Origin of the sequence: Maribacter algarum (ex Zhang et al. 2020) (assembly GCF_005885635.1) — a bacterium.
Classification (GTDB): Bacteria; Bacteroidota; Bacteroidia; order Flavobacteriales; family Flavobacteriaceae; genus Maribacter_C; species Maribacter_C algarum.
This window is the reverse complement of sequence record NZ_VATY01000001.1, coordinates 1,232,091-1,253,452: the sequence shown is the minus strand read 5'-3', so window position 1 is coordinate 1,253,452 and position 21,362 is coordinate 1,232,091. Positions and strand designations below refer to the sequence as shown.

18 protein-coding genes are annotated in these 21,362 nt (G+C 38.8%); 9 read left to right on the top strand and 9 right to left on the bottom strand.

The window, feature by feature from the left end:
- Positions 1-61: 61 nt before the first annotated feature.
- The 3 genes from FEE95_RS05370 to FEE95_RS05360 are packed head-to-tail and all read right to left on the bottom strand — an operon-like array spanning position 62 to position 4,424.
- Entirely contained in the window at positions 62-1,036 is a 975-nt protein-coding gene (locus FEE95_RS05370; RefSeq protein ID WP_138656795.1) for a ThuA domain-containing protein, read from the bottom strand.
- A 50-nt stretch (positions 1,037-1,086) separates the two neighbouring features.
- Positions 1,087-1,572, bottom strand: a complete 486-nt coding sequence (locus tag FEE95_RS05365) for a GyrI-like domain-containing protein (protein ID WP_138656794.1) — start codon at positions 1,570-1,572, stop codon at positions 1,087-1,089.
- Between the two features lie 2 nt (positions 1,573-1,574).
- Complete coding sequence (locus tag FEE95_RS05360) at positions 1,575-4,424, bottom strand: VPS10 domain-containing protein (RefSeq protein ID WP_138656793.1); 2,850 nt, start codon at positions 4,422-4,424, stop codon at positions 1,575-1,577.
- A gap of 207 nt (positions 4,425-4,631) precedes the next feature.
- Here FEE95_RS05360 and FEE95_RS05355 point away from each other — a divergent pair, with 207 nt between their 5' ends.
- Entirely contained in the window at positions 4,632-4,955 is a 324-nt protein-coding gene (locus FEE95_RS05355; RefSeq protein ID WP_138656792.1) for a hypothetical protein, read from the top strand.
- A gap of 91 nt (positions 4,956-5,046) precedes the next feature.
- On the top strand, positions 5,047-5,619 hold the full coding sequence (locus FEE95_RS05350) for a peptidylprolyl isomerase (RefSeq protein ID WP_138656791.1): 573 nt from the start codon (positions 5,047-5,049) through the stop codon (positions 5,617-5,619).
- Positions 5,620-5,631: 12 nt separating this feature from the next.
- Here FEE95_RS05350 and FEE95_RS05345 read toward each other — a convergent pair whose 3' ends face one another.
- Complete coding sequence (locus FEE95_RS05345; protein ID WP_138656790.1) at positions 5,632-8,793, bottom strand: WD40/YVTN/BNR-like repeat-containing protein; 3,162 nt, start codon at positions 8,791-8,793, stop codon at positions 5,632-5,634.
- A gap of 107 nt (positions 8,794-8,900) precedes the next feature.
- On the opposite strand from FEE95_RS05345, the gene FEE95_RS05340 reads away from it, so the two are divergent.
- The 4 genes from FEE95_RS05340 to FEE95_RS05325 all read left to right on the top strand — a co-directional run bounded on the left by FEE95_RS05340 (position 8,901) and on the right by FEE95_RS05325 (position 12,227).
- A complete protein-coding gene (locus tag FEE95_RS05340) occupies positions 8,901-10,193 on the top strand; it encodes an aminopeptidase P family protein (protein ID WP_138656789.1) in 1,293 nt (430 codons plus the stop codon).
- Positions 10,194-10,206: 13 nt separating this feature from the next.
- A complete protein-coding gene (locus FEE95_RS05335; protein ID WP_138656788.1) occupies positions 10,207-10,776 on the top strand; it encodes a hypothetical protein in 570 nt (189 codons plus the stop codon).
- A gap of 135 nt (positions 10,777-10,911) precedes the next feature.
- Entirely contained in the window at positions 10,912-11,670 is a 759-nt protein-coding gene (locus FEE95_RS05330) for a hypothetical protein (protein ID WP_238474501.1), read from the top strand.
- 167 nt (positions 11,671-11,837) lie between these two features.
- Positions 11,838-12,227 (top strand): hypothetical protein, encoded by a 390-nt coding sequence (locus tag FEE95_RS05325; protein ID WP_138656786.1) that lies wholly within the window; start codon positions 11,838-11,840, stop codon positions 12,225-12,227.
- A 208-nt stretch (positions 12,228-12,435) separates the two neighbouring features.
- On the opposite strand, the gene brnQ is transcribed toward FEE95_RS05325, so the two are convergent.
- Positions 12,436-13,737: a branched-chain amino acid transport system II carrier protein gene (brnQ, locus tag FEE95_RS05320; protein WP_138656785.1), complete on the bottom strand. Its 1,302-nt coding sequence runs from the start codon at positions 13,735-13,737 to the stop codon at positions 12,436-12,438.
- A gap of 340 nt (positions 13,738-14,077) precedes the next feature.
- Here brnQ and FEE95_RS05315 point away from each other — a divergent pair, with 340 nt between their 5' ends.
- A complete protein-coding gene (locus tag FEE95_RS05315; protein ID WP_138656784.1) occupies positions 14,078-14,296 on the top strand; it encodes a hypothetical protein in 219 nt (72 codons plus the stop codon).
- Positions 14,297-14,562: 266 nt separating this feature from the next.
- Here the strand turns inward: FEE95_RS05315 and FEE95_RS05310 are convergent, their stop codons facing one another.
- The 4 genes from FEE95_RS05310 to thiL form a co-directional block, all read right to left on the bottom strand.
- The gene (locus FEE95_RS05310) at positions 14,563-15,594 is read right to left on the bottom strand and encodes an alpha/beta fold hydrolase (protein ID WP_138656783.1); all 1,032 of its coding nucleotides are present in this window, start codon (positions 15,592-15,594) and stop codon (positions 14,563-14,565) included.
- On the bottom strand, positions 15,569-16,243 hold the full coding sequence (locus FEE95_RS05305) for a hypothetical protein (protein ID WP_138656782.1): 675 nt from the start codon (positions 16,241-16,243) through the stop codon (positions 15,569-15,571). Before FEE95_RS05305 ends, FEE95_RS05310 begins: the two co-directional genes overlap by 26 nt.
- Positions 16,244-16,311: 68 nt before the next feature.
- Positions 16,312-17,442 carry a helix-turn-helix domain-containing protein gene (locus tag FEE95_RS05300; protein ID WP_138656781.1) on the bottom strand — a complete coding sequence of 377 codons (1,131 nt, stop codon included), beginning with the start codon at positions 17,440-17,442 and terminating at the stop codon, positions 16,312-16,314.
- Between the two features lie 57 nt (positions 17,443-17,499).
- Entirely contained in the window at positions 17,500-18,549 is a 1,050-nt protein-coding gene (gene thiL / locus FEE95_RS05295) for a thiamine-phosphate kinase (protein WP_138656780.1), read from the bottom strand.
- A 149-nt stretch (positions 18,550-18,698) separates the two neighbouring features.
- On the opposite strand from thiL, the gene FEE95_RS05290 reads away from it, so the two are divergent.
- The gene (locus FEE95_RS05290) at positions 18,699-19,931 is read left to right on the top strand and encodes a choice-of-anchor B family protein (protein ID WP_138656779.1); all 1,233 of its coding nucleotides are present in this window, start codon (positions 18,699-18,701) and stop codon (positions 19,929-19,931) included.
- Positions 19,932-19,933: 2 nt separating this feature from the next.
- Entirely contained in the window at positions 19,934-21,280 is a 1,347-nt protein-coding gene (locus FEE95_RS05285) for a hypothetical protein (RefSeq protein WP_138656778.1), read from the top strand.
- The last annotated feature ends 82 nt before the right edge of the window (positions 21,281-21,362 follow it).

Sequence of the window (21,362 nt, the reverse complement as noted above, 5' to 3'; positions counted from 1 at the left end):
AAAAAGGAATGTTTAGTGGGGTGCAAATATATAAATTGTTCGATTCAACGAGTGAAAAGGGCTACTTTTTCATGCTTTTTCGAGAGTTTGACTTTTCGGCAGAGGGAAAATCTTCAGGAATTTCTTGTGTAACACCACCTGTTGCCGCCCATTCGACGCCGCGGAGCATAGTTGTAACAAATCCAATACATTCAACAGAGTAGTCGGCATGTCCCATGATATTATGGAAAATACGCCCTTCTCCGTAAGATATGGTCATCAATGCTGGTTCATGGCGCCCTGTACCCTTATTATTGGGGTCAGCATAGGCGGTCGCTAAAATCTCCATATTTTCAGCTGGGCCTCGCAAGCTGTTATATAATTCGTCTTTGGTATGCATCCAAATCTTGGGCATACCTTTGGTTATGGGGTGTTCAGCATTTCGAACTTGCACTTGATATTCGCTTTGCGGGCCGTGAGCACCACCATTTCCGGGAGAATCATCACGAATAAGTTCACCAGCATCATTGTAATACACATAGGGACCATCTTTTTCGGTGCGGTCGCCCCAACCGCCAAGGCCAATCATTTTATTATAGGCTTCCCATTTTGGAAAAGAGTTGTCTGCTGCATGAAAAACTACTAATCCACCACCATTTTCCATGTAGGTTTCAAGTGCTTTTTTGGTCGTTTCGGGCCAATCGGCAGCATTCCATCCAAAATTGGAGATAACAACATCATATTTGGAGAAATCAGGATTGAAATCAGGATCAGCTGTGGGTTTATCCATTGCAATAGTTGCTGGTAACTCCTCAATAGGGAATTCTGCGATGAATTCCTCTCCTTTCCAAGTATACCCTGAACGTATTACATTAACAGAAAATAGAGTTGTCTCTTCCAAATAGCTCTTGAGCATTACGGTGATTTTTGGCCATTGTTCATGATTGTTTTGACCATCAACAATGAGTACTTTGATTTTTTGGTTTTCCTGTGCCTTAACTTCATTGGCATCAATAGAAAGAAAAATGATAAGCAGGACAAATGTTAAGCGTCTCATGGCGTATTGTTTAGAATTTTAAATGTAGTGTTTACCTAAGATAATAACAACTAGGTCTTTTCCTGTATAGGAATCCATACTTCTTCTTCGGAGCTTGGACTATTATTTTTATACTTCTTTCCCAGTAATTCAAAGTGAGGTCTGTTATCTAACTCATAAGCTGATTGCGGCAACCAAGTAGTAAAAATGAACTGAAATGTTTTCGGAAACTCACTTACAGCTCCTTTATGAATGAAAACGGCGTAAAGGCCAGATTCAATGCTGAAAGGCAAAAAATCATTTGGTAACAGGTCATGATTTTCCACTTCAATAGCGGCCCATTTGGTGAATTCAGTATTCGGGTTGAAGTTTTCGAAGTAAAGCAATTCATCATACACCTGAATCGAATATAAATCTGTGCCGACTGTATTTTTGATTGCATTCCTGTCCAACATAAAACTACGCCATAATTGATGGGTTTTATTTTTGGCTAAAGACATTCGCAGCGATTTACCGATTAAGGTCTTCTGTGGTAATTCTTCAATTCTTACTTCCAATTTTACTCGATTTCGAATTCAACTTTCTCTTTGGCTCCACCACTATTAATTTCCACAACATAATTTCCTTTGGGTAGATATGTTTTTCCGTTTTTAGCCTCTTTGAGTTCGGTTTTATGTTTTTTCAAGTAGTTCAATTTGCCTGCTTTTGAAAAGGCTACGTCGTAAGAAAGTATATTTAAGCCCTTAACGGCATCAATTTGGGTTTTGCTGACGATGATACCATCTTCTGTTTTGATTTGTGCATCGATAGCACCTGCCTTTCCGCAATAAAAAGTCACATCTAAGCCAGGTGTTTGCGGTTTGCCCCAAGTGCTCCATGAACGGCCCCAACGTGAAGAATGCCTAATATTTTCAAGTTTATAGGCATGTAAATCTTTTCCCATAATTTCAGGAGTCATTTGCTGTAAAGTCGAAATATCAGCTTTGTAAATGCTTCGTCCGTGGGTACCTACTAATAGATGTTTGGCTTCAGGCTGAATGACCAAATCATGTACAGCTACATTAGGCATCCCATTTTGGAAGGCTTCCCAAGATTGGCCACGGTTGTGAGAGACGTAAAGTCCGTTATCTGTTCCAACAAACAATAGGTTTTCATTCTCAGGATCTTCTAAAATCACATTAACTGCTGAGGTTGGAATATTAGCGGAAATACTTTTCCAAGTTTGGCCGTAGTCCTCGCTTACATAGACGTAAGGGGTGAAATCATCCCATCGGTATCCATTTAAAGTGGCATACACACGTTCTTTTTTATGTTTAGATGCGGCAACACGACTCACCCACATATCTTTTGGAAAAGCATTGGATACATTCGTCCAGCTTCCGCCACCATTTTGGGTTACTTGAACCAAACCGTCATCGCTTCCCGTATAAATCAATCCGAATTTGAAAGAAGATTCAGAAATCGTTGTTAGCGTTCCATAGGCGACATTTCCCTTTTTTCCACCTTGGGTCAAATCATCAGAAATGGCTTCCCAGTCATCACCTTGGTTTAACGAACGATGTAATTTATTCCCCCCCAAATACAAAATATCTTGATTGTGAGTAGATAATAAAATTGGAGTCTGCCAATTAAAACGATATGGGGCTTCGCCCAATTCATGCTTAGGCTGAATGTACTTGCGCGCCTTACTTTCCTTGTTGATTCGAAAGTAATTTCCAAATTGATAACCAGTGTAAACTATGTTGTGATTTCGGCTATCGATTTGGACTTGCATGCCATCTCCCCCCATTATTGACTCCCAAGGGTTTTGTCCTGTTTGGTGCCAACGGCTATTGGTAGCCGCATTATGAGGCCCCATCCAAACCCCGTTATCTTGTAGTCCACCATATACATGATAAGGTTCTTGATTATCGACATTGATAGCATAAAACTGTCCAACGGATGTAGAATTCAATTTCGTCCAGTTTTTACCATCGTCATAGGTCATGTTGAGTCCGCCATCATTTCCGTTTAATAAATGACCCTGTTTTTTTGGATTCACCCAAAGTGCCTGATGGTCCGAGTGTACATTGTCACCATTTATTGATGTAAAGGTTTTGCCACCATCGTCAGATTTGATAATCGGTACACCTTCTAGATAAATTTTATTGACGTTTGAGGCATCCACACGAATCTCCCCAAAATAATACCCGTAGCTATAATAGAGGTCATCGATATAATTTTCGTTCATTTTCTCCCAAGTTTCTCCGCTATTCGTACTGCGATACACTTCCGCTCCAATTACCGGAGTATCAAATAAAGCCGAATTTGCATTCTCAAGATATTTAGCCAAATCAGCTGGTTTGACGGCGCCGCTACGCACCATTTGCTTTACGTTTTCCGCTCTGTATTTCTCCTGAAAATTGTTGCTTTTGAGATAGGTATTGAGCTTTTTATCCTCCAGTTTTAGAAAGTCGGTGGAGGACATGGTTTTGAAATCATCTTTGGTTAGGCCTTCGGATTTTTTCTTTCTTTCTTTGGATTTTTCACGTCTGAATTGACTGTCGTGAACCGCATAAACGGTAGTATCGTCAAAAACGGCAAGTCCAATTCGACCGACACCTTCTCCTGTGGGGAAACCACTTTCAGCGGTTGAAATTTTATTCCAAGTAGAACCCCCATCGATACTTTTATAAATACCGGAAGCATTTCCGTTACCAATAAAATCCCAAGCTTTACGGTCTTTTTGCCAAGCGGAGGCATACATAATGTTAAAGCTGTTTGGAGAATGGGCGACATCAATTATACCTGTTCCATTGTCGATGAACAGTGTTTTTTTCCATGTTTTTCCTCCATCAATGGTTTTATAAATGCCCCGCTCTTCATTAGGAGAATACAAATGCCCAGTGACGCCGACGACTACCTCATCTGGGTTTGTAGGGTTTATGACAATGCGGCCAATATGATGTGAATCGGTCAAACCCATATTTTGCCAGGTCTTTCCTTTATCGGTTGATTTTAGGATTCCGACGCCCGCGTATGAGGAGCGTGAAGAATTGTTTTCCCCTGTTCCAACCCAAATCGTTCCATTTTTCCAATCTACAGCAATGTCTCCAACATTTTGTGTTTCTGAAGTGTCGAGAACAGGTGTAAAAGATGTTCCGTTGTTATTCGTGTACCACAATCCGCCTGAAGCATAGCCTACATAAAATTCCGTAGGGTTTTCAGCATTAACATCCACATCAACCACACGACCACTCATTACCGTAGGGCCAATGTTTTTCAAAGGAATGTTCTGCACTAGCGAGTTCGCCAGCATTTGTTTTTTCTGCTGTAAGGCGGTTTCCACGTTTTGTGCTTTAGTGGCCGAAATTTGTGCAAGACTTAGTGTTGAAAAAAGAAAAAATGAAGTTAGTAAGAGGTATCGCATAGTTTTCAAGAAATTAGTCATGGGAAGTTAGTAAAACTTGCCAAGAAACCTTTAGTCTAAGGTAATTTAAGAGAGAATGCCACTTTATGAAATCAATAATTTCCTATTTAAATATCCTCTACTTTGACAATTTAAATAGAACAAAATTGTAATTCTCCTTAATATTTTGTTAATTTATTGATACATAATCAACTAAACTAATTTAAAATGGAAGAGTATTTACCGTTAATCGTTCAACTTGTATCGGGAGGCCTTGGAGGTATTACCGCTGGAAAATTGTTAAAAAACTTGTCTCTAGGAACAGTCGGAAATGTCATATCCGGACTTGTTGGAGGTGGTATCGGAGGTCAACTTCTGGGGATGTTAGGTCTTGGAGCTGGAGCAGCAACAGGAACTGATATGTCTGGAGCCGCAGAAGCTGCTGGAGGAATGGATATGTCTAGCATTCTAGGAAGCGTCGCAGGAGGCGGTGTCGGTGGTGGCGTTATCATGGCAATCATTGGTGTCATCAAAAATGCGATGTCAAAATAACGAAGTAAACAAGTAATAATCAACCCGCCCAGTTTTTCGAAACGGGTGGGTTTTTTAATGCCTTTTATGGAATGAACTATATTTGGAAATTATGAAATACTTCTTACCAATAATCGGGACTCTTATTTTTACGGGCTGCACGGCTCAAGAGACTTATGAAATTGGTGAAATCAAAACCCCCAAGGGAGATATTTTGATTTGGTTGCATGATGAAACACCTAATCATAAAGCCAGTTTCATACAATTAGCAAAAGAGGGGTATTGGGATTCACTGACTTTTAATCGAGTAATCCCAGATTTTGTTGCACAAGGCGGATGCCCCGATACTCCTGAAGGGTTCAATGACCCAGATTATTTGTTAGCCCCAGAGTTTGTGGATAGATTGACCCATGAATATGGCGCTTTGGGAGCTGGTCGCGATGGAAATGCCGAAAAGCTTTCGGCACGTTGTCAGTTTTATATTGTTCAAAATAAGGAGGGGGAACATCGATTAGATGGAGATTATACCGTTTTTGGTAAAGTTATCAAGGGCATGGAAATCATCGATGCCATTGTTGCTGTGAAGCGTGACTCTATAAATCAACCTTTGACTCCAATATCCCTAGATGTTAATATTATTTCAATGGAAGAGAAGGAACTGAAAATATTATACAACCCTCAATAACTCAAAACACAGTTAAGATTTTATCTTCTCCCCACCCTGAATTTGTAATTCACTTTTTTTGATTTGGCTATTCAATTTTGGGACTTCCACTTTTATAAAATTTTCGAATTTTTTATTAGCATTTTCAAGACGTTTATTGAATATTCCGTAGACTTCTCGCTGTTGGTCTGTTGGTTTAAAATCTGCGCCAAAAGCTCCTATGTCACTGGCTAAAGCACTCAGTCTTCCGTATAATCGCATTGGGGAACGAAAGGCATCTTCACGCGCTCCGGTCAATTGAATATCATATAGAGTTCCCGCAATGGATTGAGCAGAGTTGAAAAGTGCTCTTGCCTTTTTCTTATCCGAAGCTTTTTTCAACTTCGGAATGATTTCTTGCAGTTCACTTTTAATATCCTCAATACTATTAATCATGGTAACGCCGATATTTATGGCATCGCGAAGTTCCAACGAAAAAGTCACCTGTTCTTTGATATCTTCAATAGAACTTTCTGTGGATGGGTCTTTTAACACTTCTAGTTCGCGAACATATTCTTCCTCTCCAATAATCAATTTTACTTTATAAGTATCCGGAACCACTTTTGGGCCGAATTGACCGCGCATTAAATCTAAATCCCAAGTAACTAGCGGCCGCCAACCTTCTCCGTTTAATTGCACCCAAGGCCTTCCTGTTGGAGTGGTTTTTAATTTGGGTTTGTAAGTGGGTTCATATCGCAAATCCCACATGGTGCGATGTATTCCTTCGGATTGTTTCCCCTCCAAAGTCCGCACAATCTCATTTTCACCTTTGATGATTTGAATCTCCACTTTTTGGTCTGTACTATCTTTTAGGAAATAATTGATTTCAGCTCCATAATCCGGATTCCTTCCTGAGTTCATACTTGGTCCATCCGTTTTGATGCTTTGTAGGTTCTGAAAACGATAGGCTTGTCGCAAACTAAAGAGATGCGCATCCTTGTCTTGCGCGTCGATATCGAATTCCCGCAAGGGAGAAATATTATCCAGAATATAATAACCCCTTCCATAAGTGCCCACTATTAAATCGTCAAAACGTTCTTGAATTTCCAACCAATATACTGGTGCTGGAGGGAGATTGTTTTTCAAACGCATCCAACTTCCACCATCGTTATGGGAAATGTAAATGCCATTATCAACTCCCAAGTACAACATGCCTTCACGTTTCGGATCTTCTTTGATGACATGCACAAAACTGTGAACCGATTTTGGAACCGTACCACTTATCAAATTCCAACTTTCTCCGTAATCTTCGGTTTTGTAAACATAAGGGTCGAAGTCTCCCATTTGATGCAAATCGATAGTGATGTATGCGGCACCTTTTTTGAAGCGGGATACTTCGATATTCGCTATGGTTCCCCATTTTGGTAAATTGGGAATGTTCGCCGTGACGTTTGTCCAATTTTCGCCACCATCTTTGGTTAATTGTACTTGCCCATCGTTGCTACCTGTCCAAATAAGACCTGCTTCTAATTTTGATTCTACAATGCTGAACAAAGTAGCCCCATCAAAAGTCATCAGATTATCAACCGCTATTCCACCAGAACTTTGTTGGTGCGATTTATCATTCAAAGTCAAATCAGGACTAATCACCTGCCAACTTTGTCCGTCATCATCACTTTTATGCACGAACTGACTGCCCACATAAACGCGGTGTTTGGTATGGGGAGAAAATGCCATGGGGAAATTCCAATGCCAGCGGTATTTCATATCAGCGGGTGCCCATCCGTAACCTGCTTCTGGCCAAACTCGCACGTCTCTTGCATGACCTGTTTTTACATTATAGCGCTGTAGTCCGCCGTCATAACATCCTGACCAAACAATGTTGTTATCAAATGGGTCAGGTTGGGCAAAACCACTTTCACAACCGCCAACACCTTTCCATAAACCGACCGGTATATAACCTTGTCTACTATTGCTCGGACCTTTGTATGAGTAGCCATCCTGACGGTTACCATAGACGTTATACGGAATTTGGTCGTCAACAGAAACGTGATACATCTGCGCAATTGGGAGCACAATTCGATTAAAAGTTTCTCCGTGATTTAAACTTATACTAGCACAGCCATCATGGGCAACCATAATGCGGTCTGAGTTGCTGGGGTCTACCCAAATATCATGGTTGTCTCCACCAGCTTTGTAACCAGCATCAATAGTTTTGCCCCCATCTTTTGAAATGCTGAACTTGACACTAGCGAAATACAATTCGTTCGGGTCAGAGGTGGAAACTGCCATTCGGGTATAATACGGTGCGCGCTCTGCGATGTCATGATTTCTAGTCTGTAAAGTCCAAGTTTCACCAAAATCTTCAGAACGATACAATGCCGGACTATCAATTTCAAACAGCGCATAAATGATATCAGGTTCTGAATGCGAAATCGCGACAGCTGTCTTTCCTACGGGATTTTCCACTCCTCCTGGAAGCCCTTTTTTGGAAAGTGCTTCCCAGGTATCCCCTCCATCCAAAGAACGATAAACGCCGCCACCGGCACCGCCACTTCGCAAACCCCAAGTATTGATATGAATAGACCACATGCCCACCAAAAGTCTATCGGGATTTTTAGGGTCAAGGGCTAATTCCGCAGCTCCCGTATTTTCATCAACAAAGAAAATCTGTTTCCAAGTTTTACCGCCGTTGACAGTTTTGTAGACACCTCGCTCTTGCTGAGGTCCGTAGGTATGACCGAGTGCTGCTGCGTAAACAATATCAGGATTGGTAGGATGTACAATAATGCGCCCTATACGCCCTGTTTTTTCAAGGCCCATGTTTTTCCAGGTCTTTCCAGCATCTTCTGATTTGTAGATTCCGTCTCCCATGGCATGGGCTGGTCTAATGACAAATGTTTCGCCCGTTCCTGCCCAAACAATATCTGGATTGGTAGGTGTTATCGCAATTGATCCAATTGATGAAGCATCCTGTTCATCAAAAATGGGTTTCCAATTAAGTCCGCCGTCGGTTGTTTTCCATAATCCACCAGATGCTGCTCCAATATAATTGATCATTGGGTCGCCTGGAACACCTGCGATGGCAATCGCCCGATTTCCTTCAGGACCGATAAAACGGAATTTCAAATTCTCGAATACTTTAGCATCCGTTTGGGCGGAAATTGCGATAGGTAGTAAAAAGAGGAATGCAAGAAAGCGCTGTATCATTTTCATATTGCTCTTGGGTTGGTTGATAGCTTTTAAATTTACAAAATAGTTCACCGATAATCCCTTAGAAATTACTGGTAATTCTTACATTTAGACAACTAACAAGAATACCTATGAAGTACGAGCAAATTCCTAATTCACTATTCATAAAGAATCGAAAAAAGTTTATGGATAGAATGCAGCCCAAGAGCATTGCTGTTTTTAATTCCAATGATATTTATCCTATTAGTGCAGATAGTACAATGCCATTTGAGCAACATCGTGATATTTTCTATTTAAGTGGTGCAGACCAAGAGGAAACGATTTTGATTTTGTTTCCAGACGCCATGGATAAAAAACATAGAGAAGTACTTTTTGTGCGTGAAACGAATGAACACATCGCCATCTGGGAAGGTGCAAAGCTAACCAAGGAACAAGCAACAAAGGTTTCTGGAATAGAAACCATTTATTGGCTTTCTGATTTCGACAAAATTTTCTTTGATTTGATGACTGAGACCGATACAATTTACTTCAACACAAACGAACATTATCGCCAGGCAGTAGAATTACAGACTCGTGAAGACCGTTTTATTTTGGAGTGCAAACGTAAGTATCCCGCCCATCGCGTCGCTAAGAGTTTTCCCATACTTCAAGAAATACGGGGTTTAAAAGAACCAGAGGAAATCGCTCTGATGCAAACCGCATGTGATATTACTGAGAAAGGATTTAGACGCTTGCTCGGTTTTATTAAACCTGGGGTTTGGGAATATGAAATAGAAGCAGAGCTTTCCCATGAATTTTTGAGAAACCGTTCGAAGGGATTTGCCTATGCCCCGATTATCGCTTCAGGAAATAATGCCAATGTTTTGCACTATTTAGAGAACAATCAACAGTGCAAAGATGGCGATATGATTCTGATGGATGTTGCCGCGGAATATGCCAATTACTCTAGTGATTTGACAAGAACCATTCCAGTAAATGGAAAGTTTACACAACGACAAAAGGATGTTTACAATGCTGTGCTCAATGTAAAAAAGGAGGCAACGACGATGCTAGTACCTGGTGCTATTTGGGCCGAGTATCACAAAGAGTGCGGGAAAGTGATGACCTCCGAACTTTTAGGATTGGGGTTGTTAGATAAAGCAGATGTTCAAAACGAGAACAAAGATTGGCCAGCCTACAAGAAATATTTTATGCACGGTACCAGCCACCATATCGGACTCAACACACACGATTACGGAGAACTGAAAACTCCGATGAAAGCGAATATGGTTTTTACCGTTGAACCTGGTATTTATATTCCAGAAGAGAAAATGGGCATTCGTTTAGAAGATGATGTGGTCATTCAAGAAAGTGGTGAGCCGTTTAATTTGATGGGGAATATCCCGATCGAAGTAGAAGAAATTGAAGCTTTGATGAATGCGTAGGACATTTCAAATCATGCCAAAAATATTATTATTTCTTTTATTTGTAGTGCTACAGTTTAGCTGCAAAAACACTTCAGAATCTAAGGTTTCTGAGAAGGCCGCTAATTACATAATTCTAGGGAATGAGTTTATTGATGCGTTTTATTCATTTGATGATAAAGTACTGAAAGCTGCCTTATCCAATGCTGAGAAATCTCAACCGGAACTCCTGTATTATCAAAAATGGGCTGAATGTGGAAATTATAAACTCCTTAAAAGAGGTACTACCATTCAAGAAAACGATTCGACTATTCTTTTTCCGGTAACGGTAAAAGATGACCTAATGGCTGCTCTTGACATTCAGTTTAATGTCACCGATACTTTTCGTTTGACTATAAAGAATAATAAAATCAGTAAAGTAAGTACTTCTTCAAATGACCCAGATACCTACTATGATGCAAAAGCTTGGGTGCAGGAAAACCGAAATGACCTTATAGAAGTTCCATGCGAGGGAATCTGGGATGGTGGCCCAACACCTTGTGATTGTATTAAAGGAATGCTAAACGGTTTTGGGGAATTTATGGAACATGAAAAAGCAAAATGAGAGGAAGATTGAAAGACGATGGAAATTTAGGGTTAGAGAATAACTAAGTTTCTATCCAAGTCTAGATAATAAGGTGTTATAAGCATGTTTAGAAAAACGATAAAATTTGTATTACATCTTGTTATAATTGTTTTTTTGACAATCAGTACCCAAATAGGAGGGTTAGTTTACTTGATTACTCTTCTTCTTGTTAGAAATAACAGCCCTAGATATCGCTTAAAACGTTTTACCACTTTCTCACTACTTTACTTAATAACAACAATTTTATTCGTTCCTATTATCGCTCCCATATTTGGTCGTGAAAAAATTAAGAAGTTCGAATATGTGGAAGCTCGGACATTTATGACCGATTTAATGAACCGCAACTATGTTAGACCTGAACTGAACACATCGCTGCAAAAAATTGCCACTGGACTTGATAAAAAATATCCAGGAATAAAATTGGTTTATTTGGATGCGAATTTTCCATTCATCAATAAGTTTCCGCTTCTTCCTCATTTAAGTCATAGCGATGGGAAGAAGATTGATATTTCTTTAATATATACTGATGAAAATGGGAAACTTACCAATAAAAAACCTTCAATAAGTGGTTACGGAGTTTATGAAGGACCAAAACCTAGTGAATACAATCAAATAGAGAAGTGTCTGGATAAAGGCAAATGGCAATATGACTTTCCCAGGTATTTGACTTTCGGCATAATCAATTCAGAGCTGACTTTTTCAGAAAAAGCAACCAAGGATTTAATTCAGGAAATTTTGAAACAGCCATCTACGGGCAAGCTTTTTATTGAACCACATTTAAAAACTAGATTGAATATGAAGAACCAAAGAATTCGATTTCATGGATGCCAAGCGGTTCGGCACGATGACCATATACATTTTCAATTGAAGTAAACCTCAATGCAACAGTATTTAAAAAATCGGGAAGATTAGAATGATTACAGTCCTTAAACATTTAATTACGGCTTACAATATCTGTAAGGAAAAAGTAAATTATTTTATTTATTTTTCATTAAATTAGATAAGATAAATGAAAACATTAACCTCAAAATTTTATGATTATGAAAAAATTATTGTTAATCGCAAGTATGTTATTAGTGACATCAATTGGTTACGCGCAAGTGGATTGTACAGGACTAAATGAAGCAGATTGTGAGGATGCTAAAAAGCATGAAAAGTTACTTGTAGAGGACCGTGAAAACGATCTCAAGGAAATAAGAAAAGAACTGACTAAGCGGCGTTCGGCAAGTACTTGGAGTAAAATCAATAAATGTAATGTAGACGCGGAAAAGCTTTTACTACAAATATCACGCTTGGTAAGAGGGTCTGATGGATGGATTGACCAAGTTGATAAATTGTATTTGAGATACAGTAACTGTTTGAGAAAAGCGCAGCCGAAAACGACGGTTCCAGGCGGCGCAGATGAAGGGGAAAAAGGGACTGCGTTTTAAATTTGAAAGAATCTTTTTGACCAAAAAAGTCAGCTTTGAGAAATCGTTGCTGACTTTTTATTTATTTTGAAGTAACCCTCCAAAGTAAAACTATTTATAGAACCATATTTAAAAATAAGATTGAACCTGAAGAATCAAAAAATTGATATCATGGCTGTTAGGACGTTCGTCATGAATACCATATTCATTTTCAATTGAAGTAAAAAACTTAGTTCTGAGTTTGCTCTTGATTTTTGCTACCTAGATTCAAAATAGCAAAAACAACCAAAGCAGGCAACACCCACCCCATACTAAACTTACTTAAAGGAATATAATTTTGAACTCCAGCAACGGCTTCCCCGAAACCAACAGTTCCTAGGAAATCAGGAATACTAAACAGAATGGTTGTTATAACTAACATTTTAAAAACTTTTGCCGAAGCAAATTTCTCAGGAACAACATTCAACAAAATCAGCACAATAGTAATAGGATAGATAATCATCAAAGCCGGAACGGCAATAACGATTATCGAATGAAAATCTAGCTGACCTATTAAAACACCAATAGCACAACCAAGAATTCCGGTAATAACATAGGCTTTCTGAGAACCTTTGAATAATCCTTTGAAATAATCGGCGGTTCCTGTTACGATTCCTACGGCGGTGGTAAAACAGGCTAGAGCAATTAGAATACTAAGGACTTTATTTCCGAAGGTCCCTAAAGAAGCCAAACTAATTCCCCGAAGGAGATTTGCTCTTTGCATATCACCACTAAGCGTATTGTCAATTTCAATATCAGCTCCGAAGAAAGAACCCACAGAAATCAATCCTGCATATATAAGGAGTAAACCTAATCCTGCAATGAATCCTGATTTTCGAATGATGTCCTTTTTTGCTTCAAAGGTTTCATGACCTCTTAAGTTTAATGAAATGATAATAACTGCTCCCACTACAACTGCACCTATGGCGTCGAAGGTTTGATAGCCTTCTAGGATACCACTTACCACTGGAGCGTCAAAGGTTGAGGTGTTCATTAATCCATCCGAAGAAAACAATCCGATGCCGATAACGGCGAAAAGCATGATTACTATAATAGGAGTCAAGAACTTTCCGATAAAGCTTAAAATTCTAGAACGATTCAAAACAAATACCAGTACCAGGGCAAAATAAATACTACTTGTCAACAACGGACTAGTACCAAAAGCAGGATGAATCGCAATCTCGTGCGTGGCAGAAGCCGTACGAGGCGAAGGGATGGTGATTGAAATGAGGTAGACGATGATACAATAGATCGTACTAAAGGCCGGTGACACCTTTTTGCCAAAGTCAAACATGGTGCCTTGCAATCTAGCATGTGCCAGAATACCCAAAATGGGAATCACTACAGCGGTAATCATAAACCCAAAGGTTACCCATAGCCAATCTTCTCCTGCATTGTATCCTAAAAGAGGAGGTAACAATAAGTTACCTGCACCAAAAAAGAGTGAGAAAAGTGCGAAAGCAGTTACGAGTGTTTCTTTAGTTTGGTTCATGAATCGATACTAGGTCGGAAAGATAGCAAAATTGTTTTCACTAGTTTTCAGAGATAAAAATGCATTAAGCTTCTCTTTGAATTTTTGAAATAATTGATAATGAACAAGTTAGTTAATCGAGTAAAGAGTAGGTTACTTGTCTTGCAAAATAATCCGTTTGTCGAAAAAAATGCAGTTCATCGAAAATACGGTTCGAAACGACGAAGTAGTCCAATAAAAAATGAAAAGCCTACGTTCTTTATGCCTAGGTGTTTTAATAGACCACTAGACAATTGACCCAAATCGCATTAAAATGTTTTCCTGTCCCAAATCATGAAAGCGTTTTGTAAAACCTACAAGCATGAAAAAAGTATTTTGTAACCTTTTCGGACATCACTACTCCGTTTCAAAAAAAGTTACTCTTCACATCAAAGAGTACAAGTGCATTCACTGTGGCAAAGAAGTTACTACCGATGTTAGCGGAAATTTATCAACTTTGACACCTGAATTGCAGGATATCAATAAAACCTTGGAAACTATATATCAAAAAAGACATAGAGCAGCAGAGCATGCTGCATAATGCTATCCGGAAATTTCGGGTCTAGCATCTACTATGCTTTGGCAAACGAATTCTAATCTCAAATACAAATTGGAATTCAACTTTTATTCCCAGAAATCTAAGTCAACTCCACTACTCTTGCCTGTCGTTCGCCCCACAACAGTTAGAAAGGATTACGCTTAATTTTTGGGAATTTTTTTATTCAAGCCCAGCTTTGCGAAACTTTTTTGTTTACAAAGTTGTTGGCTGAAATAACCCCGCAGATGACCGGGGTCTTTTTTTGTCATTTACTCAGAAGAGGCTCGCTCAAAATTTAAAAGCATCATTTTGGTAATTTCAATGATTTTACCGTCAGGTAAATCATGCCCCATATTATTGACCCACAGGGTTTCTGCATTTGGAATGATTTTCGCCAATTTTTCACTGTGAAGAATAGGTATTACTGGATCTTCACGACCATGAATGATTAAAGTTGGAATCTTAATCTGACTTAGTTGAACATACCTAGAGGATGAATTCAAAATAGCATTATAATGATGACGTGCTGACATTAACTTATACCCCTCTCGTTTTTTCAAATTATATAATGACGTTTGTGCCATAGTTCGAATATCAATTTCTCCAGTGGCCTTACCCATCAATATCCGTTTTTGAATTATTTGGCGTTGGACTTGCCCTTTTTTGCCTCCGAAAAATCCATGTTTGAAAATGGCTGATATCATTTCAGGTACAATTTCATTTGACATTTGCGGTAAAGTTGGATCCATTGGATCACCAGAGGACATGATTGAAGTTAAACTTATGGTTCTCTCCGGATTTTCTATCGCCACGATTTGACCGATCATACCTCCCATGGAAATACCTACAATATGGGCCTTTTTAATCTTCAGCACATCTAATATGGAAATAATATCGCCTGCCATATCATTTAATGAATAGGCTTTTTTCTTTTTCCATTTTTCTTCTGATATAGATAAACCTGTTCCACGGTGGTCATAACGAATGACTTGATAACCATTGCCGACTAGACTAGAAATAAATTGAGGGGGCCAGGTCAGGGCATCGTTTCCGTTACCCATAATAAGGACAACTGCGCCTTTGTTTTCAATTTTTGGACGAATACTTTCAAACCATATTTGGTGTTTTCCTGAATTTGCAAAACCTGTTTCTCCTTGTATGATCTCAGGAATTGGTGTTTTTACAACTTCTGAAATAATTTCTTTTTCTGCTTTGGATAGTTTCGGGACTGATGCGCAGCCGACTAATATGATTGAAAGAGATATACCTAAAACTTTAGCTATTTTTTTGAGGAGCTTCATTTCTTGCGCTATTATTTTTTCTGTAAAAATACACGATAAAAGCGATGGCCAACATGGTACCAAAAATAGATGGGAGAAACTGACTATAAGGATGATACTGAGGTAATACTGTGCCAACAAAAGCGGATAATAATGCGGTGAAGGCAGCTATCATCTTATATATATGTTCGTAGAGCCACATTCTTCTATATCGTTTAGCGGGAATCACGTATCGTAAAAAATCATAGGTTATTAATAAGAACAAAGTTCCTATAGTACTGTAAATAATTACAGGGGACCAATACATTCCTATAGATTCGAAGTAGTAGAGAAAGTAAATTCCAGAAGCCATCGTTAGTAAAGCTACAAGAATGTCTAAAAGTTTTGGAGTGTTTGATTTTAATTTCAAAATCCGATATCCCGAAAAGGCTTCATATCCGCTTAAAAGGGTTATCACCAATAAAAAGGTATTTACCTTAAAAACAAATACACCTATTAAACCCGTAGCTATTACAAATGTCACAAGAAGGAGGAATATTTGCCCGCTCCGGTTATGAGTTTTTCCGCCTTTCCGAACTGCCATCGCTATGATTGCTAGAATTAGTGCCAAGGAACCGGAAATAACATGAACTACAATGTTTATTTTGTGTATCAGTGTATACTCTTCCATTTTATTTGAGGTTTTGCACAAATATTGAATAAAGAGCTGCTATTGGCGACCCAACCGATTGGCTGAACCTATTTTGTTTGTTTTTTCTTGAATTCAGAGGGAGAAACACCAGTATACTTTTTGAAGTATCGGTTAAAGGAAGATTTTGATTTAAATCCGCACTCAAAGGCAATTCCAAGAACCGATAAATGGTCGAAGTCCGAGGAGCTCAGTCTTTTTTTGGTTTCCTCAATGCGGTACTGATTTATAAAGTCATAAAAGTTCATTTTGAAATGTTGGTTTATGACTTGCGAAATATGAGTTTGCTGTATACCACATTCCGCAGAGAGATTTTTTAAATTTAAGTCCTCATTTAAGTAAGGACTTGTTGTCTCCATATGGTTTGACAGTGTTTTTGCCAAGTCTTTAATCCTTTCCTCATCTAATCCTGATTTTGCATATGATGCTTTTGATATGCCAGACGGCGCTATGGGTTTAGCCATCTCCCTATTTGAAAAGATAGCGGTTTGTCTAAAACCATAAAACCCAAAAACTAGTAGCATTAGACATAGCAATATGCCCACCAAGGCAAAAGCACTTTTCATAGAGAATAACTGAAAGTGAATGGACCCAAAAATCAGAAAAGAAGCTAAGACAAACAAAATAAGATAAGAATACACGATGTAGTCCAACCACTTTAAATTGATACGTTCTTTAAATGAAAATAGGTTGACTATCTTTTCTCTGTGTGTTCTTAGAAGTGTCAAATTCCATATGAAATAAATCAATCCTGAAATTGCCATGGGAATAGCATAATAATTTGTCCAGATATTTGAACTGTCAGATAAGTCCAGAAATCCGTTAGAAGCTACTATTTCCATGGAATAGGTTTCCTGAAAAATTAAAAGCAATAAAACATAGATAGGATAAACACACAAATGACCAATAAAGGTTTTCCATGAAATTGAATGACCTGTAAGAATTAGTATATATATAAAAAGAAGGGGAGCTCCAAGCAATGGAAGACCGAACCCGAGAATGGCCCATATTCCCTTTAATTCAAAATAATAAATGGTAATAAGAGAGAAGACAATCTGCAAAAGAGTGATAACAATCCAAGAAAGAAAGAGATAATCTTCGGACTTTTTTGGTTTTTTGAAAAGCAGTAGGAGGAACATAAGAACTCCAATTCCCAAACCTGCATTTAAAATAGATTCCATAAAATAGTTAGCACTTATAAGTACAAGCTAATCATTTCTTAGAGATTCGAAAAAAGGCTATTCTGATTTGAAGGAGTTCCACCCCTGAGCCGTCAACGGAATCTTGGTATTGGCTCTGGTAATCAAATGGGCGCCTTCAGAAGCATCGGTCATATGACCAATAATTGATAGATTCGGATTTCCTTTTATCTTTTCAAAGTCTTTTTGGTCCACCGTAAAGAGTAACTCATAATCTTCACCACCACTTAAGGCTACCATTGTGCTGTCAATATTGAATTCCTCACAAGCTGATATAACCGTTGGATCCAAAGGAATTTTCTCCTCGAACAAATTACAACCAACTTCACTGTTTTTACACAGGTGTAGAATTTCAGATGACAGTCCGTCACTAATATCAATCATTGAAGTAGGTTGAACTCCCAGAACCTGTAATAATCCTGAAATATCTTTTCGTGCTTCTGGCTTAAGTTGACGCTCAACGATATATGAATAGGGTTCCAAATCAGGTTGACTGTTCGGATTGACTTTAAAAACCTCCTTTTCGCGTTCCAAAACTTGCAGTCCCATATAGGCCCCTCCTAAATCACCTGTTACAACCAGCAAGTCATTTGGCTTAGTTCCTTTTCTAAAAGCGATATTTTTTTCATTGGCTTCGCCAATGGCCGTTACGCTTATTAGTAATCCGGTGGTTGAAGAAGTTGTGTCGCCACCAATCAAATCAACTTTAAATTTCTTACAGGCTAATGCGATCCCTGCATATAATTCCTCGATTGCTTCCAAAGGAAAACGATTGGATACCGCAATCGAAACGGTAATCTGGGTAGCCGTTGCATTCATGGCGTAAATGTCCGATAGATTTACAACTACCGCTTTGTAGCCCAAATGCTTTAATGGCACATAACTAAGATCAAAATGAACGCCTTCGATAAGCAAGTCCGTTGATAACACCGTTTTCTTGTCTTTGAAATCAAGAATAGCAGCATCGTCACCAATACCTTTTAAGGTTGATTCATGTTGCATGGTAAATTCTTTTGTCAAATGGTCTATAAGTCCAAATTCACCCAATTTTTCCAGAGAAGTCCGCTCCTGATTTTTATCTTCTAGCATATTGCAAAAGTAGAAGTATTACAGTAAGGGACAATAAATATCCAATCTTTCGTAGGGTTAATATGAATTAAACTGTTGTAGTTATGATTGGCTTTAATGGTAATGGAATCTGATATCCTTTATCTTTGCTGAATTAAATAAAAAACACAATGAAAAAATCTGTTTTCCTAGGTCTCTCCCTATTACTTTTAATCGGATGCACAATTGATGAAAGTCCAACTATGAACGACGGCCCTGATATTGAAACTCCATTGCTTTCCAATGTAACCCCATGTGAAAATGGTTTGGCTGGAACTTACCCTTGCGATGGGTATGATTTTATTGGTCGAATTTCTTTAGAGGATTTTGGCGCACAATCAGGTAATGATAGCTGGGGCTGGACAGATGCAACAACTGGAAAGGAATATGCGATAATGGGACTTGACAACGGGACGGCTTTTGTGGATATTTCTGATGAGGAAAACCTGATTTATTTGGGAAAACTGCCCTCCGCAGGAGATCCAATTTCCTGGCGGGATGTAAAAGTTTATAAAGATCATGCCTTTATAGTATCAGAAGCCCCTGGACACGGTATGCAAGTTTTAGACCTGACCAAATTGCGGAATGTTGATAATCCACCTGTCACTTTTCAGGCTGATGCAAGATATACGGGTTTTGGAAATGCCCATAATATAGTCATCAATGAAGATACGGGCTTTGCTTATGTAGTAGGAACGGCTCGCGATGATGCATTTCGTGGTGGAGCTCATTTCATTAATATTCAAGACCCTAAAAACCCACAGGCTACAGGGGGCTATGCTGACAATGGCTATTCTCACGATGCCCAAGTTATAACGTATAACGGCCCTGATTCTGATTATACGGGAAGAGAAATTTATGTCGGTGCAAATGAGGACGTTGTTATAATTGCGGATGTTACCGATAAGGAAGCCCCTCGATTTATTTCCTCTGTTCGTTATCCAAATATTGAGTACACGCATCAAGGTTGGTTTACTGAAGACCAACGGTATTTTTTATTAGGAGATGAATTGGATGAAGTGGAGCGCGGATTTAAATCAAGAACTTTGGTATTCGATTTTTCCGATTTAGACAATCCTGTTGAACATGACACCTATTTAGGAACAACCAGTGCCATTGACCACAATGGTTATGTAAAAGGAAATGAGTACTTTTTGGCTAATTATACTGCAGGAGTGCGTGTTTTGGATATTTCAGGAGTTGCAAACAAATCAATATCAGAATCAGGGTTCTTCGATACTTTTATCTCCTCAGACAGAGCTCAGTTTTCGGGGGTATGGAGTGTTTACCCATATTTTGAGAGCGGAAAAATAGTAGTAAGCGATATCAATGCCGGATTGTTTATCATTAGAAAATCAAATTAAGATTGAAGAAATTTATATGCATAGTCATTCTATTTTTTGCCTTTAGCTGCACTAAAGATTCAGATGTTGAAGGTATAGGAGAAATTCAGAAAACAACATTTTTAGGAGAGGTAGATTGGATGCAAAACTTTGGCGGTTCAGAAGAAGATACCGCTAGAGCTATTATTTCTACTACTGATGGAGGTTTTGCGGTTTTAGGTTTTTCAAATAGTACAGATGGTGATTTGAATGGAAAAACTACCGCGGTTAATGACTATTGGCTGTTAAAGCTAGATGAATCGGGAAATGTACAATGGAGCAAAACCTATGGCGGAAGTAAAGATGACCGTGGACAAAGTTTAGTGCAAACACAAGATGGGGGATATGCTCTAACAGGATATGCAATGAGTAGTGACGGTGACGGAACCGTAAACAAAGGATTTCACGATAATTGGATTCTAAAGCTAGATGCCTCAGGAAATATAGAGTGGGAAAAAAGTTTCGGTTTTTCAGGACATGATCATTCCTACGACCTTCTGGAAACAGAAGACGGCGGATTATTTTTCGTTGGATTTTTAGACATCACTTCGGCAAGAGCAGATGGCAATACTGAAAAAAGAAATTCAATTACGGCGCATGGGGTAGGAGAATTTTGGGGAACAAAAATAGATGCCAAAGCTAAGGTGGAGTGGCGAGGATATTTTGGCGGAACAAATAATGACCGTGCCCATTCGGTAGTCCGAGCCGATGATGGCGGATATGTCATGGCTGGATTTACAGAAAGTAATGATTTTGACATTGCAAATTCTCGAGGCAGTTACGATTTCTGGGTGGTTAAAGTTGATGATAAGGGCAATTTAGTTTGGGAAGGTTCTTTTGGAGGGACAGGGATTGAAAGAGCACAAGATGTTTCGAAAACGGCAGATGGCGGTTATGTCATCACAGGAAATTCATTTAGCCATGATGCTGATGTTTCCAAAAATAATGGAGCATCTGACATTTGGTTGATTAAGATTAATGCCAACGGGAAAAAAGTTTGGGATAAAAGTTATGGCGGCGCCGAATTTGAGGATGGGCAAAGTGTTACTTTGAGCAAAGATGGCGGTTTTATTATTGCCGGAAACTCCAAAAGCACTAACAATGACTTGAATGCGAATGCGGGAGAAAATGACATTTGGCTGGTAAAAACAGATGCTAAGGGTACTATGGAATGGCAGAAAACATTCGGTGGAACCGGTCTTGATTTTGGTTTCGACGCTATAGAAACTGAAGACGGAAGCATTATCTTGGTTGGTGAAACGTCAAGTGATGATTTTCCAAATCTGCAGAACAAAGGAAAATCCGACGCCGTAATTATTAAGGTTAAATAGAGAAAATCTACTGTTCTTTTTAAAGGCAAAAACCCCTCGCCAAAAATTCTAGAGTGACTACTTATTCATTCTTAAAATCAGC